This is a genomic window from Pseudotabrizicola alkalilacus, assembly GCF_003443995.1.
Taxonomy (GTDB): domain Bacteria; phylum Pseudomonadota; class Alphaproteobacteria; order Rhodobacterales; family Rhodobacteraceae; genus Pseudotabrizicola; species Pseudotabrizicola alkalilacus.
In genome coordinates this window covers 23,634-37,611 of sequence record NZ_QWEY01000010.1, presented here as the reverse complement: position 1 = coordinate 37,611, position 13,978 = coordinate 23,634, and the positions used below count along the sequence as shown (strand labels likewise).

The window sequence follows — 13,978 nt, the reverse complement described above, 5'->3', positions numbered from 1 at the left end:
CTTGAGCTTCAGTCGTTGCGGGCCAGGGCCCTAGCCAACGCGTGATACGAGGATTTGGGGGTCCTTGCCAAGCTGTCGAAATCGACATGCACAAGGCCGAAGCGTTTTTCGTAACCCTCGGCCCATTCGTAATTGTCGAGGAGCGACCAGTAGAAAAAGCCCTGCACATTGGCGCCGTCGGTGATCGCGCGCCGGGTGGCGGCGAGGTGGGCGAAGAGGAACTCCTCGCGGATCTGGTCGGTGACGGTGCCGTTTTCCACCAGATCGGCATTGGCCATGCCGTTTTCGGTGACGTAAAGCGGCAGATCGCCGACATAGTCGCGGGCCAGCCGGGTGAGGAAATGATGCAGGCCGTCGGGGTAGATCTCCCACCCCATCTGGGTTTTCGGCAGCGGTCCTTGCGCGTCGCGCAGGTGCGGCCAAGGCGCAGCCGGGTCATGCGCGTTGAGGTGGCGGGTATAGTAGTTGACGCCCAGCCAGTCGAGTTTTTGCCCGATCAGCGGCATGTCGTCCTGCCAGTTCTGCGGCATGTGGGGGGCGAGACCCTCCATCACGATCTCGGGGTAGCTCTGCTTTGTGATGCCCTCGATGAACCAGCGGTTGAAGATGCCATCCCAGCGGGCGGCGGCGGTCTGGTCTTCGGGCGAGTCACTGGCGGGTTGGGCGTAATCAAAGTTGAGCACGATGCCGAGGTTTTTCTGGCCCATATCGCGCAACCGCTCCACCGCCATGCCATGCGCGAGCAGAATGTGGTGCATGGCCCGGGCGGCAGCGCGGATGTCGCGCAGGCCCGGCGCATGGGCGCCGATGAAATGCGAGAGCCAGGCGACGCACCATGGCTCGTTGATGGTGGCAATGCTGGCGACACGGTCGCCGAGGCGTTCGGTGATGGTTTGGGCGAAATCGGCAAAGCGGGCGCAGGTGTCGCGGTTGGTCCAGCCGCCCTGATCGGCGAGTGCCGAGGGCATTTCCCAATGATAGAGCGTCTGGAACGGTTTGAGGCCGCGGGCCAGCATACCATCGACGAGGCGGTCGTAGAAATCGAGGCCCTCGGGGTTCACGGTGACGCCATCGGGCATCACCCGCGCCCAGGAGGTGGAAAAGCGGTAGGCATCCATGTTCGCGGCCCTGAGCAGGTCAAGGTCGGCGGGCCAATGGTGGTAATGGTCGCAGGCGCGTGCGCCGTCTTCGGCGCGGGTCACATTGCCGGGGGTGGCGGCGAAGCTGTCCCAGTGGCAGGGCCCACAGCCGCCGAACGCCGTGCCTTCGATCTGATAGGCGGCGGTGGCGGCGCCGAACAGGAATCCGGGCGGAAAGTCATAACGGGACAAGGACATGCGGGAAGTCTTTCAGGTAAGATCTTAGGTATCAGAGCCGGAATCAGAGTCGCAGGCAGGGGCCGGTCGACTGGCCGATGATCAGCTCTGCCTCCAGCAGGCGTTGCTGTGGGACCGGGCCGGGGTTGGCGATGAGATCGAGCAGCATTTCCGCCGCCAGCCGTCCGGCATCGCGGACCGACGACCGGGTGGCGGTAAAGATCGGCACATCCTCGCCGTTCTTCATATAGCTCAGGTCGTCGTCATGGATGATCACCGAGATATCGCGGCCCATCTGCAAGCCCGCCTCTTCCAGCGCGCGGCGCACCCCCATGCCAGAGATCATCGACGCGACCATAAAGGCGGTGGGGCGAAGCGGCAGAGCCAGCATGCGGCGCGCGGCGCGGTGGCCGGCGATTTCGGTCATCTCGTCCGAAGACATCAGGGCCGGGTCGGGTGCGATGCCGCGGGCTGACAGCGCACCCTCATAGCCGGTGCGGCGGCGGATCGCGAAATCCATGAACTCCAGCCCGTTGACCAATGCGATGCGGGTGTGGCCCAGATCGAGCAGAAACTCGGCCGCGCGCTGAAAGGCGCGGCGGTTGTTCACATCCAGCCAGCTGTAGGGCAGCGTGGTGCCGGTGGCGCGGCCATGCACCACAAAGGGTAGGCCGATGTCGTGCAACAGCGCGATGCGCGGGTCGTTCATTTTGGGCGCGTGGACGATGACGCCATCGACATTGCCTTTGGATTTCAGGCTGCGATAGGCGGCTTCTTCCTGATCATCTGGAACCACCGACAGCAGCATGTCATAATCGTTGCGGCTATAAGTTTCGCCCGCGCCAGCGATGAAGTCGGCAAACACCGGGTTGACGATCTCGTGCCGGGTGGCGACCGGGATCACATGGCCCACCGCCATCGCCCGGCCAGTGGCAAGGCGGATGGCGCGGGTGTTGGGGTGGTAATTGTGGCGTTTGGCAGCGGCCATGACCCGTTCGCGGGTGGCCTCGTTCACCTCGGGGTAGCCGTTCAGCGCGCGGCTGACGGTTGTGGGCGACAGGCCCAGACGTGAGGCGAGTTCCTTGAGGTTCATGGGGTGAGATTCATCGCGCGGCAGCGCCCAAAACGGTTTCAATCGGGGCCGACCTTAGCCATCCCGCACCAAGAGGTCAAAGGTAAAGCGCGCAGGGCGTAATCGTTATAGATCAATGCTGCGCCTGCAAAAACGGCGCTTTGCCAGTGTTGCAGGCGCTTTGGATTGACAGGTGCCGGGGCATCGGCAAAAGTGCGCCATCCAAAGCGGTTTGAAGGCGATTCTCATTTTGCGCCGGATGGCAGCTGTTGGCACAACGCCTCGCACAGATGGCGGGGTCATCCGGGAGGACTGCACATGACATTGAAACTGACAGCCAGCGTTGCTGCGCTGGCTCTGATGGCGGGCGGCGCTGTGGCGCAAGACCTGAAATTTCCGGTCGGCGAGGGCGCTTTCAACTGGGCCTCGTATGAGGAGTTCAAATCCGCGCATGGCGATCTGGCCGGGCAGGAACTGACCATCGCCGGTCCGTGGCTTGGCCCGGATCAGGAACTGGTCGAGTCGATGCTGGCCTATTTCGAGGCCGCAACCGGCGTGGATGTGAAATACGTCGGCTCTGACAGCTTTGAGACACAGGTGCGGATCGACGCCGAGGCTGGCTCTGCCGCCAATATCTCGGTGTTTCCGCAGCCCGGTCTGACAGCGGATCTGGCCCGTCTGGGCCAGGTTGCCGCGCTCACCGACGCCGATGCGGCCTGGCTGCAGGAGAACTATGCCGCTGGTCAGTCCTGGGTGGATCTGGCCTCGTTCCCCGGCCCGGATGGCAACAGCGCGCTGTATGGCTTTTTCTACAAGGTTGACCTGAAATCGCTGGTCTGGTTCTCGCCCGAGAACTTCGAGGATGCCGGGTACGAAGTGCCCGAGACCATGGAAGACCTGAAAACGCTGACCGAACAGATGGTTGCCGATGGCGTGACGCCGTGGTGTGTCGGTCTGGGCTCGGGCGGTGCGACCGGCTGGCCAGCGACCGACTGGGTGGAAGACATGATGCTGCGGGTCAACACCCCGGCGGATTATGATGCCTGGGTCAGCAATGAGCTGAAATTCAACGATCCGAAAGTCGTGGCTGCGATCGAGGAATTTGGCTGGTTCATCGAAGAGGGTCGTGTTGCCGGGGGCCGGGGAGCTGTTGCGACCACCGATTTCCGCGACAGCCCCAAGGGTCTGTTCTCGTCGCCGCCGCAGTGCATGATGCACCGTCAGGCCTCGTTCATTCCGTCCTTTTTCCCTGACGGCACGCAGATGGGCGTTGATGCCGATTTCTTCTATTTCCCGGCCTATGCTGAAAAGGATCTGGGCAAGCCGGTGCTGGGCGCAGGCACGCTGTTTGGCATCACCAAGGACAGCCCGGCCGCGCGCGCCTTTATCGACTGGCTGAAAGTGCCCGCCGCGCATGAGGTGTGGATGGCGCAATCGGGCTTCCTGACGCCGTTCAAGGGCGTGAACATCGACCTCTATGGCGATGAAACCCTGAAGAAAATGGGCGAAATCCTGCTGAGCGCCGACACCTTCCGCTTTGACGGGTCGGACCTGATGCCGGGTGGCATTGGTGCCGGGGCGTTCTGGACCGGAATGGTCGATTACGCAGGCGGCAAACCGGCGCAAGAGGTGGCAGATGCCATCCAGTCGGCCTGGGATGGCCTGAAGTAAGCCCGAATATCCCCGGCGGCAGCAGATGCCGCCGGGGTTTTCTTTTCCGCAGATGCGGGCAGAGTAAAAAGAGCCGGGGTCGCTGGCCACAGACCGGGGAACCACTAAGGGGGAGGTTGAGGCGCCATGTCACCGGCACTTCAGGGATTGATCACCATCATCATCGGGGTCGGCGGTTGCGTCGCCTATTTCTATTTTTCCAACCTGTTTCTGGACAAGGTGCTGTATCCGCCGTCGGGTCCGAACGCCGGGCGCAACATCAACCGCGCCAACATGATCCGGCCCTGGCTGTTCCTTGCCCCGGCGATGATCGCGCTGTCGGTGTATCTGGCCTATCCGGTCGTTGAAACCCTTCGGCTGTCGCTGACGCAGCGGGTGCCGGGTGGCGGCTATCAATGGGTGGGGTTTGACAATTACATCAAGATGTCGGGCGAGCCGAAATTCTGGGAAGCCTTGCGCAACAACATGCTGTGGCTGATCGTGGTGCCGGCGATGTCGACGGCCTTTGGCCTGCTGGCGGCGCAACTGTCGGACCGGATCCGTTGGGGTAATCTGGCCAAGTCGTTGATTTTCATGCCAATGGCGATTTCGTTTGTTGGCGCTGCTGTGATCTGGAAACTGGTCTATGACACACGCCCCGCCGATCAGGAGCAGATCGGCATCATGAATGCGGTCTGGCTGGCGTTTGAGGGCGGGCCGGTGTCGGTGCTGTTCCTGAAGATCCTGCCGGTGCTGGGGCTGCTGGGTTTCGCGGCGGCGGTCGGCATGGTGGCCTGGGTGTTTGTGCGGCCGATGCTGAGGCCCTCGGGGCCGGTCGGGGCGGGCACGATCCCGCTGCGGCTGCTGGTCGGGGCAGCAGCGGTCTGGCTGATTTACATGTCGCTGCGGTCGGCCATCGGGCTGATCGGCGCGGATCTGCCCTATGGCGTGCCGCAGACCTGGCTGACGATTCCGTTCTGGAACAGCTTTTTCCTGATGATCGTGCTGGTCTGGATCCAGACCGGCTTTGCCATGGTGATCCTGTCGGCGGCGCTGCGCGGGGTGCCCGAGGATACGATCGAGGCGGCGATTGTCGATGGCGCGAACCCGTTCCAGATCTTCTTCAAGATCAAGGTGCCGCAGATCATGGGCACCATTGTCGTGGTCTGGACCACCATCACCATCGTCGTGCTCAAGGTGTTCGACATCGTGTTTGCGATGAGCAATGGCCAGTGGGAGACGCAGGTGCTGGCCAATTACATGTATGACAAGTTGTTCCGCGCCAATGACTGGGGTGTGGGGTCGGCTGCGGCCATGGTGATCATGCTGCTGGTGACGCCGATCCTGATCTGGAACGTCTACAACGCCCGCAAGGAGATGCGCTAAGATGAACAACGTTGTTGGCACAAAATCCAGCCTGACCTGGGCCGTACATATCTCGATGGCAGTGCTGGTGGCGCTGTGGCTGTTCCCGACGCTGGGGCTGTTCGTGTCGTCGTTCCGCACGGCGGATCAGATCGCCACCTCCGGCTGGTGGTCGGCGCTGTCAACGCAAGAGCGGCAGGCCCCGGCCATTCGCGTCGGCGGCGATGAGGTGGAGGTCGACGGCCGTTTTGTGATCGAAGGGCGGCTGTTCCGTGCCACCGATGCCAAGGTTTCGGCTTGGGGCACCACATCAACCCAGCCAGAGGCGAATGAGCCCGGCGCTGTGGCGGAGCTGGCCGATGGCGTGACGCTGAGCGTGGCCGAGGACGGGGCCTATGTGCTGTCGAGCCCGGTCAGCACCGAAGGCACGCGGCTGCCCCGGATTTTCAGCACGGCGGCGACCCCGCCAGAGTTCACCTTTGACAACTACCGCGCGATCCTGTTCGAGCCGAGCAACACCGATGGCATGTCGCGGGCGTTTTTCAACACGCTGACGGTGACGATTCCGGCCACGATCATCCCGATCGTGATCGCAGCTTTCGCGGCTTACGCCTTGGCCTGGATGGATTTTCCGGGTCGCGCTCTGCTGATTGCGGCGGTGGTCGGGCTGTTGGTGGTGCCGCTGCAACTGGCGCTGATCCCGCTGTTGAAACTGCACAACGAGGTGGGCATCGGCAAGGGCTATCTGGGCACATGGCTGGCGCATACCGGCTTCGGCCTGCCGCTGGCGATCTATCTGTTACGAAATTACATGGTGGGTCTGCCGCGCGATATCATCGAATGCGCCAAGGTCGATGGCGCGTCGGATTTCCAGATCTTTACCAAAATCATCCTGCCGCTGTCGTTTCCCGCGCTGGCCTCGTTTGCGATCTTTCAGTTCCTGTGGACCTGGAACGATCTGCTGGTGTCGCTGGTGTTCCTGATCGACTCGTCGGGGCAGACCACGGTGATGACCAAGCAGATCGTGGAACTGCTGGGCACACGCGGCGGCAACTGGGAGATTTTGGCGACGGCGGCGTTCATCAGCATCGCGGTGCCGCTGCTCGTGTTCTTTGCAATGCAGAAATATCTGGTGCGCGGCCTGCTGGCCGGCTCGGTGAAGTGAGAGACTTATGGCCAAACAAGAGCAAATCGTGATCGGTGTCGACGCCAACTGGTGGCGCGGGGCGGTGATTTATCAGATCTATCCGCGCAGCTATCAGGACAGCAACGGCGACGGGATCGGCGATCTGAAGGGCATCACCCAGCGGCTGGATCATATCGCCAGCCTTGGGGCCGATGCGATCTGGATCAGCCCGTTTTTCACCAGTCCGATGAAGGACTTCGGCTACGACGTGTCGGATTACTGCGATGTCGATCCGATGTTCGGCACGCTGTCGGATTTCGACGCGCTGATGGCGCGGGCGAATGCGCTGGGGTTGAAGGTGATGATTGATCTGGTGCTGTCGCATACCAGCGACCAGCATCCGTGGTTCAAGGAATCGCGGAAGGATCGCACCAACCCGCGCGCCGACTGGTATGTCTGGGCCGAGCCAAAACCGGACGGCACGCCGCCGAACAACTGGCTGGCGATCTTTGGCGGCTCAAGCTGGCACTGGGATGCGCGGCGCGAGCAGTATTATCTGCATAACTTTCTGACCAGCCAGCCCGACCTGAACCTGCACCATGAACCGGTGCAGGAGGCGCTGTTGGATGTGGTGCGGTTCTGGTTGGAACGCGGGGTGCATGGCTTCCGGTTGGATACCATCAATTTCTACTTTGCCGACAAATACTTGCGCGACAATCCTTCGCTTCCGAAAGAGCTGCGCAACGACTCGATTGCGCCGGGGGTGAACCCCTATAACCATCAGCTGCATCTGTTTGACAAGAACCAGCCGGAAAATCTTGAATTCCTGAAGAAATTCCGCGCGGTGCTGGACCCGTTCGGCGCGGCGGCGGTGGGGGAGGTCGGCGATGCGCAGCGCGGGCTTGAGATCATGGCCGAGTATACCTCGGGCGGTGACAAGGTGCAGATGTGCTATCCGTTCGAGATGCTGCAACCCAAGCGGCTGACGGCGGATTTGCTGGCAGACACCTTTGCGCGGATGAATGCGGTCGCCCCCGATGCCTGGCCGTGCTGGGCCTATTCCAACCACGACACCGTGCGCCATATCACCCGGTGGGAGCTTTCGGACGCGGCAGCAAGGACTTACACGGTGCTGTTGATGTGCCTGCGCGGGTCTTTGTGCCTGTATCAGGGCGAAGAGCTGGGCCTGCCAGAGGCGGATATCGACTTTGAAGAGCTGCAAGACCCCTATGGCATCGAGTTCTGGCCCGAGTTCAAGGGTCGCGACGGCGCCCGGACACCGATGGCCTGGGTGACGGACAATGCCAATGGCGGGTTTTCCGAGAGCAACCCGTGGCTGCCGGTCAAGGCGCCGCATCTGAACCGGGCGGTCGGCGCGCAGGATGCTGACCCCGCGTCGATGCTGAACCACTATCGCCGCGCACTGGCGTTTCGCCGCGCACAAGAGGCGTTGCGCTATGGCGATCTGACCGCTCTGGTGGCGACGGGCGAACTGGCCTCGTTCCGCCGCATGGGGGAGGAAGAGATTTTCTGCGCCTTCAATCTGGGCACAGAGCAGGCACGTATCGGGCTGCCCACGGGGACATGGGCTGCCATTGGCGGGGAGCTTGGCGCGACGGCGGCCATCGGGAATGAGGTCACACTCGGGCCCTGGGGTTTCTGTCTGATGCGCAAGGAATAAGGGAGGGGAACCCGGCATGTCCGAACTGAAACTGACAAATGTGGCAAAAGCCTATGGCGAGGTCACGGTATTGTCGAACATCAACCTCGACATCAAGACCGGCGAGCTGATCGTTTTCGTCGGCCCCTCGGGCTGCGGGAAATCGACGCTGCTGCGGATGATCGCGGGCCTCGAAAAGATCTCGGGCGGTGAATTCACCATCGACGGCGAGCGGATGAACGAGGTGCCGCCGGCGCAGCGGGGCATTGCGATGGTGTTCCAGTCCTACGCGCTGTACCCGCATATGACGGTGCGCGACAACATGAGCTTTGCGCTGAAGATCGCCAAGAAATCTCAGGCCGAGATTGATGCGGCGGTGGCCAAGGCGGCGAAGATTTTGCAGCTGGAGCCTTACCTTGACCGTCTGCCAAAGGCGCTGTCGGGCGGGCAGCGTCAGCGGGTGGCAATCGGGCGTAGCATTGTGCGCGACCCCAAGGTTTACCTGTTTGACGAACCTCTGTCGAACCTCGACGCCGCCTTGCGGGTGGCAACGCGGCTGGAGATTGCCCAGCTCAAAGAGTCTATGCCAAATTCCACCATGATCTATGTGACCCATGATCAGGTAGAGGCGATGACGCTGGCGACGCGGATCGTGGTGCTGGCCGGTGGCGGGATTTCGCAGGTCGGCACACCGCTGGAGCTGTACGAGCGGCCGCAGAACGAATTTGTGGCGCAGTTCATCGGCAGCCCGGCGATGAACCTGATGGCGGGTGAAGTCATCGAGACCGGGGCACAGACCCGGGTGCGGCTGGAAAATGGCGGCGAGGCGGTGTCATCAGTGCCGACGCTGGCCGCCGACATGGGGCTGAAGGTGAATATCGGCGTACGCCCCGAGGATCTGCTGGCCACCAGCGGCACCCCGATCTTCAAGGGTGAGGTCGAGATCACCGAGGCATTGGGTGAGGTGACGCTGTTGTATTTCAAGCGTGCCGGGGGCGATGCGCAGGTGGTGGCAAAGCTGCCGGGCATTCACACCGAGGTCCGCCGGACGACGGTGGCGCTGGGGGCAGACCCGGCCAAGGTGCATCTGTTCGCGAACGGGATCAGCCTGCTGTATCGCTGAGCGACTGGACCCGTGTAAAAAGGCCCCCGCGCAGGCGGGGGCCTTTGTCATGGCATCAGGGCCAGCACCGACAGAAAGACCAGCCCGAGGGCCGAGGCCAGCAGGCTGGGCACCCAGAGCGTGAGACGTGGGGCGGGGGCGAGGCGGGGGGTGATCTTTGGCTGTGTCATCCCGGTGTTAAACGATGATTCAGTTTCATATGCGTTAACGGTGCCATGAAATGGCATTGGGATTGCACGGAAGACCCTGCCCCACATCCCGCAGGCGCGCTGCAGCAAAGCGCGGCCTATGCGGTGGCGGTGTGGGCCTGTGGCGGGCGGATCGCGGGGGCAGAGTTGCGCGACGGCGGGCAGGTGCTGGCCCGGGTGCAGGTGATGCGCCGCGCCGGGCTGGCGGTGGCACTGCGCGGCCCGGTCTGGGGCGTGGCGCTGGAGCCAAAGGCGCAACGTCTGGCGTTGCGCAGGCTGGCGCGGCTGGGGGCGGCCTTGGTCGTGATGCCAGAGCGTGCGGTATCGGGGCTGGGGATCATCCCGCTGATGACGCCGCGCCATGTGGCGCTGTGGGATTTGGCGGCTGACCCTGCCGATTTGCGTCGGGCGATGGCAGGCAAGTGGCGCAATGCTCTGGCGGCGGCAGAGCGGCGCGGGGTGGGGGCGGTTCAGGCGCACTTGCGCGCTTTGCCCGCCCTGATCGCGGCAGAGGCGGCGCAGCGGTCGGCGCGCGGTTACCGGGCCTTGCCCGGCGCGTTTACCCAGGCCCTGCCGGAACAGGCGCTGCGGTTGTGGCAATGGCGGCAGGGCGGGCGTGCGCGGGCGATGATGTGCTTTGTGCGGCATGGCGATTGGGCGACCTATCATCTGGGCCATGCCGATGCGGCGGCGCGGGCGGCTGGCGCGCACCGGGTGCTGCTGTGGCAGGCCGCCCTTGCGCTGCGGGCCGAAGGGGTGCGCGTGCTGGATCTGGGCGACATCAACACCGAAGACGCGCCGGGTCTTGCGCGGTTCAAGCTGGGCACGGGTGCGGCCCTGCACCAGCTGGGGCCGACCGCGCTGGTGCTGCCGGGCTAGGCTGCGGCACCGGCGCGCTTGCATCGGGCGGGCGGATGCGGTCTGTCTTTGCGCAAAGAGGATCCTTGCCATGACCAAAGCCCCCGCCCGCGCCCGCCCGAAGATATTTCCGCCGCCAGAGTTTCCGCCGCGCAAGCTGCCGATGTTTGCCCGGATGCCGCCTGCGGTGTTTGCGGTGGCACTGGGGATTCTGGGCCTGTCGCTGGCGCTGAAACGGGCGCTGGCCGAGGCGCAGCTGCCGCAAGGGCTGGCCGATCTGGCGATGGGGCTGGCGGTGGGGCTGTGGCTGTTCTGCGCGGTGGCTTACGGCATCAAGATCGCCCGCCGCCCCGTCGTGGTGATGGAAGAGCTGCGGGTGCTGCCCGGTCGGGCGGGGCTGGCGGCGGCCACGGTGGGGGCGCTCGCGGTTGCGGCGGTGCTGGGGTTTTTCCTGCCGGGGGTGGCGCGCGTTGTGCTGACCATCGGCCTTGTGTTGCAGACCGTGCTGGCGGTGCTGATGATCCGCGCGCTGATGACGGCCCCGGCTGAGGGGCGGGTGGTGACGCCGGTCTGGCATCTGAGCTTTGTCGGTTTCATCGTCGGCGCATTGGCGGCGGTGCCGCTGGGCTGGGTCACGCTGGCGAGTGTGATCCTGTGGGCGACGATCCCGGTGGCGGTCGGCATCTGGGCGATCAGTCTGTGGCAGTTGGTGCAGCGCATTCCGCCCGCGCCGCTGCGCCCGTTGCTGGCGATCCATCTGGCCCCGGCCAGCCTGTTCGCCTCGGTCGCGGGTCTGTTGGGCATGACCGTGCTGGCGCAGGGCATGCTGGTGCTGGCCTGCGCGATTACGCTGGCCCTGTTGGTCACCGGGCGCTGGATCACCCAAGGCGGGTTTACGCCGCTTTGGGGCGCGTTCACCTTTCCGCTGGCGGCCTTTGCCTCGGCGCTGTTGATCAACGGCTGGGGCGTGGCCGGGGTGCTGGTCACGGTGTTTGCGCTGGGCGGGGTGCCGGTGATCGCCTGGCGGGTGCTGAAGATGTGGCCTGCGGGCACGCTGGCCACGAAGACCAACGCGGCAACGGCTTAGGGCGGCGTCAGCATCGTGCTGCCGACCGCCGCCGCGCGGGCGAGTTCGGGGTCAAGGCTCATCGGCACATAGTCGCCGCGCCGCCAGCGTTCGCCCAGATCGTCGTAATGGCGTGACAGTGGATGGCCGGACTGGCCGGTCGAGATCACGAAGACCGAGGAATCCGGGTCGGCGAAATCATAGACCCCGCGATAGCCCGCGCCATGCACGTTGAGATAGGGGTTCGGCCCGGTGCCTTTGGTGCGGCCACGCATCAGGGTGTGGTCGCCGCCGCTGGTCGATTGGCGGATGTTGACGAACCATTTCAGGAACGGCACTTCACCCATCACAGGGTGATCATGCGTCGCCTCATGCGCCTGACCCCAGCGCCAGCTTTCGGGATTGGGGCCGTAGGTGGCGGTGAGCGTGATCAGCGCCTCATCCAGCGCGATGCGGGCAAGGTCGGCGCAGGTTTCCACCGCCGCCGACTGGATCACATCACACCAGACCCCCGCGCCACCCGTATTGCGGAACACCCGGTCGATGAACACCGGGTCAGGATGGGTGATGCTGTCGGCCAAGGGGCCCAGCTCGTCGCGGATCAGCCGGTCATTGAGCGCCCGCAGCCAGGCCATATAGATCAGCGGCTCGGGCAGATGTTCGTTCATCTCGCCGTTCCATTCGGCCAACAGCGTCAGCGCCCGCTGGCGCAGGCGTTCGGGCGTGTTGTCGGCAGCCGCCTCGCCGGTGAACCACAGATCGGCGCCGATCAGCGGCAGGATCGCGCGCGCGGTGGGCGAGACGGTATCGAGCTGCGCCTCGATGAAGCTTTCGCGGGTGTGCACCTCACGCGTTTGCATCAGCGCCAGCCAGCGCTGGATGCGCTGGGTGTCGCCCCAAAGGAAGGACAGATGATCGGGGAAGGGGCGGTCAACGGTTTTGTTGTTGGTGTTGCCAAGAATGCCGCTGGTCGGGTTGACCACGCGCGGGTTCGACTCGTAGGGCAGGGTGCCCTGCCATCGCGCAGCGGCATGGGTGCCAAGCGCGGGCATGCGGCCCTGGGTCGGATGGGCGGGATCGCGCTTTGGCAGCTGGCCGATCACCTGCAGCGCGATACCGGAGTTGTCCGCCAGCATCAGATTTTGTGCCGGGGCGACAAACAGCCGGCCCGCCTCGATTGCGTCGTCGACCGAGCGGGCCTGCATCACCCGCAGGGCTGCGGTCATCGTGGTGTCCGCGCCCGACAGCGCGGTCCAGGACAGGGCTGCGACATGGCCGGGCGGGGTCACCGAGGCCAGATCGTAATGCGAGCCGGGCAGCACCGGCCCGGCCTCGGACCAGCGCAGGGTGATGGTGACCGGAGCCTCATCCTTGACCTGAATGATCGAGCGGCGGGTGGTAAAGGGCTTCATGCCCTCGGCGGTCTCGTATTCTTCGGTATTGGCGGGGTTCAGCTTTTCCATGATCAGATCCTGATCATCGGCGTAAGAGGAGGTCAGCCCCCAGCCCACCGCTGCCGAGCGCCCGATCAGGATGCTGGGCACGCCGGGGATCGTTGCCCCGATCACGCCACCCGATTGCAGTTCCAGCCGGGCCAGATACCAGATCGTCGGCGCGGTGAAGCCCAGATGCGGGTCATTGGCCAGAAGCGTGCCCCCGGCGGCCGACCGTTCGGGTACGGCAGCCCAGGCATTCGATGCGCCCGCCAGATCGAGCCGGGGGAATGGCGACAGCGGATCGTTGGTGGCCATCCGCAGGGGTGCGAAGGAGGGTGTGATCCCCGGCATCAGCTGCGCGTAATCGGGCAGGGCGGTGACAGCCTGCCCCGGATCATCGGGCAGAATGTCGCGCAGCCGCTCTTCCGACAGCAGCATCGACATGCGGGCGCGCAGCACCTCGGCCTCCAGATGGCCAGAGAGCTGCAGCGCCATCAATTTCAGGATGGCGATGGAATCGGCCGGGGCCCAGGCGGCGATCTCATTGGAGAAAAAGAAGAACTCCGGCGCGCCGCGCCCGCGGGCACCGGAATTGATCTCGCCGATCCACGCGTTGACGCCTGCGGCATAGGCTTCCAGCGCGGCGCGGGTGGGGTCATCCTGCGCCTCCACCGATTGCAGCGACAGGGTGTAAAGATCGTAGCGCCGCAGCAGTTCGTCCACCTTGAGCGTGCGGCGGCCAAACACCTCGGACAGCCGGCCCTGCGCCGTGCGGCGCAGCATGGTCATCTGCCACAGCCGGTCTTGCGCATGGGCAAAGCCCAGCGCGAAATACACATCCGGGTCGGTCGCGCCAAAGATATGCGGCACGTTGTCATTGTTGCGCAAGATCTCGACCGGGGCCGAAACCCCCGCAATGCTGAAGGATTCGGTATAATCGGGGATCGAACGTTCGAGGAAGTAATAGACCCCGATCAGGCACAGCAAGCCCAGGGCCACAAGCCCGGTCAACAGTCGCAAGAGCCAACGGAAAACACTGAGCATAAGGGGCCTGTTCTTGACGGCAGGGGTGGGCCTGTTACCTAAGACATTGCAGGCAAAAGGGCAATGCGAAGGGA

Annotated in this window: 11 protein-coding genes; 7 read left to right on the top strand and 4 right to left on the bottom strand. The window is 64.1% G+C overall.

Going from position 1 to position 13,978, the window contains the following annotated elements; genetic code table 11:
• Positions 1-8 precede the first annotated feature (8 nt).
• Both D1012_RS16370 and D1012_RS16365 read right to left on the bottom strand, forming a co-directional pair.
• Entirely contained in the window at positions 9-1,337 is a 1,329-nt protein-coding gene (locus D1012_RS16370; RefSeq protein ID WP_118154763.1) for a GH1 family beta-glucosidase, read from the bottom strand.
• Positions 1,338-1,380: 43 nt separating this feature from the next.
• A complete protein-coding gene (locus D1012_RS16365) occupies positions 1,381-2,409 on the bottom strand; it encodes a substrate-binding domain-containing protein (protein ID WP_118155161.1) in 1,029 nt (342 codons plus the stop codon).
• A 297-nt stretch (positions 2,410-2,706) separates the two neighbouring features.
• On the opposite strand from D1012_RS16365, the gene D1012_RS16360 reads away from it, so the two are divergent.
• The 5 genes from D1012_RS16360 (at position 2,707) to D1012_RS16340 (ending at position 9,312) form a co-directional block, all read left to right on the top strand.
• Positions 2,707-4,059, top strand: coding sequence for an ABC transporter substrate-binding protein (locus D1012_RS16360; RefSeq protein WP_118154760.1), 1,353 nt, complete (start codon positions 2,707-2,709; stop codon positions 4,057-4,059).
• Between the two features lie 126 nt (positions 4,060-4,185).
• Positions 4,186-5,424: a carbohydrate ABC transporter permease gene (locus D1012_RS16355; RefSeq protein ID WP_118154757.1), complete on the top strand. Its 1,239-nt coding sequence runs from the start codon at positions 4,186-4,188 to the stop codon at positions 5,422-5,424.
• Position 5,425: 1 nt separating this feature from the next.
• Positions 5,426-6,568: a carbohydrate ABC transporter permease gene (locus D1012_RS16350; protein WP_118154754.1), complete on the top strand. Its 1,143-nt coding sequence runs from the start codon at positions 5,426-5,428 to the stop codon at positions 6,566-6,568.
• A gap of 7 nt (positions 6,569-6,575) precedes the next feature.
• Entirely contained in the window at positions 6,576-8,210 is a 1,635-nt protein-coding gene (locus D1012_RS16345; protein ID WP_118154750.1) for an alpha-amylase family glycosyl hydrolase, read from the top strand.
• A gap of 16 nt (positions 8,211-8,226) precedes the next feature.
• Positions 8,227-9,312 carry an ABC transporter ATP-binding protein gene (locus tag D1012_RS16340; RefSeq protein ID WP_118154747.1) on the top strand — a complete coding sequence of 362 codons (1,086 nt, stop codon included), beginning with the start codon at positions 8,227-8,229 and terminating at the stop codon, positions 9,310-9,312.
• A 47-nt stretch (positions 9,313-9,359) separates the two neighbouring features.
• Here the strand turns inward: D1012_RS16340 and D1012_RS23180 are convergent, their stop codons facing one another.
• Positions 9,360-9,482 (bottom strand): hypothetical protein, encoded by a 123-nt coding sequence (locus D1012_RS23180; protein ID WP_267897832.1) that lies wholly within the window; start codon positions 9,480-9,482, stop codon positions 9,360-9,362.
• Positions 9,483-9,527: 45 nt separating this feature from the next.
• Here D1012_RS23180 and D1012_RS16330 point away from each other — a divergent pair, with 45 nt between their 5' ends.
• Positions 9,528-10,379, top strand: coding sequence for a GNAT family N-acetyltransferase (locus D1012_RS16330; protein WP_147335721.1), 852 nt, complete (start codon positions 9,528-9,530; stop codon positions 10,377-10,379).
• 70 nt (positions 10,380-10,449) lie between these two features.
• Positions 10,450-11,445, top strand: a complete 996-nt coding sequence (locus D1012_RS16325) for a TDT family transporter (RefSeq protein WP_118154740.1) — start codon at positions 10,450-10,452, stop codon at positions 11,443-11,445.
• Here the strand turns inward: D1012_RS16325 and D1012_RS16320 are convergent.
• The gene (locus D1012_RS16320) at positions 11,442-13,904 is read right to left on the bottom strand and encodes a penicillin acylase family protein (RefSeq protein WP_118154737.1); all 2,463 of its coding nucleotides are present in this window, start codon (positions 13,902-13,904) and stop codon (positions 11,442-11,444) included. The two genes, D1012_RS16325 and D1012_RS16320, sit on opposite strands and share 4 nt — an antisense overlap.
• Positions 13,905-13,978: the final 74 nt, after the last annotated feature.

Excerpts from the sequence above, each read along its gene's own strand:
- D1012_RS16370 (WP_118154763.1), bottom strand. The coding sequence starts at position 1,337 with ATGTCCTTGTCCCGTTATGACTTTCCGCCCGGATTCCTGTTCGGCGCC.
- D1012_RS16365 (WP_118155161.1), bottom strand. The coding sequence starts at position 2,409 with ATGAACCTCAAGGAACTCGCCTCACGTCTGGGCCTGTCGCCCACAACC.
- D1012_RS16360 (WP_118154760.1), top strand. The coding sequence starts at position 2,707 with ATGACATTGAAACTGACAGCCAGCGTTGCTGCGCTGGCTCTGATGGCG.
- D1012_RS16355 (WP_118154757.1), top strand. The coding sequence starts at position 4,186 with ATGTCACCGGCACTTCAGGGATTGATCACCATCATCATCGGGGTCGGC.
- D1012_RS16350 (WP_118154754.1), top strand. The coding sequence starts at position 5,426 with ATGAACAACGTTGTTGGCACAAAATCCAGCCTGACCTGGGCCGTACAT.
- D1012_RS16345 (WP_118154750.1), top strand. The coding sequence starts at position 6,576 with ATGGCCAAACAAGAGCAAATCGTGATCGGTGTCGACGCCAACTGGTGG.
- D1012_RS16340 (WP_118154747.1), top strand. The coding sequence starts at position 8,227 with ATGTCCGAACTGAAACTGACAAATGTGGCAAAAGCCTATGGCGAGGTC.
- D1012_RS23180 (WP_267897832.1), bottom strand. The coding sequence starts at position 9,482 with ATGACACAGCCAAAGATCACCCCCCGCCTCGCCCCCGCCCCACGTCTC.
- D1012_RS16330 (WP_147335721.1), top strand. The coding sequence starts at position 9,528 with ATGAAATGGCATTGGGATTGCACGGAAGACCCTGCCCCACATCCCGCA.
- D1012_RS16325 (WP_118154740.1), top strand. The coding sequence starts at position 10,450 with ATGACCAAAGCCCCCGCCCGCGCCCGCCCGAAGATATTTCCGCCGCCA.
- D1012_RS16320 (WP_118154737.1), bottom strand. The coding sequence starts at position 13,904 with ATGCTCAGTGTTTTCCGTTGGCTCTTGCGACTGTTGACCGGGCTTGTG.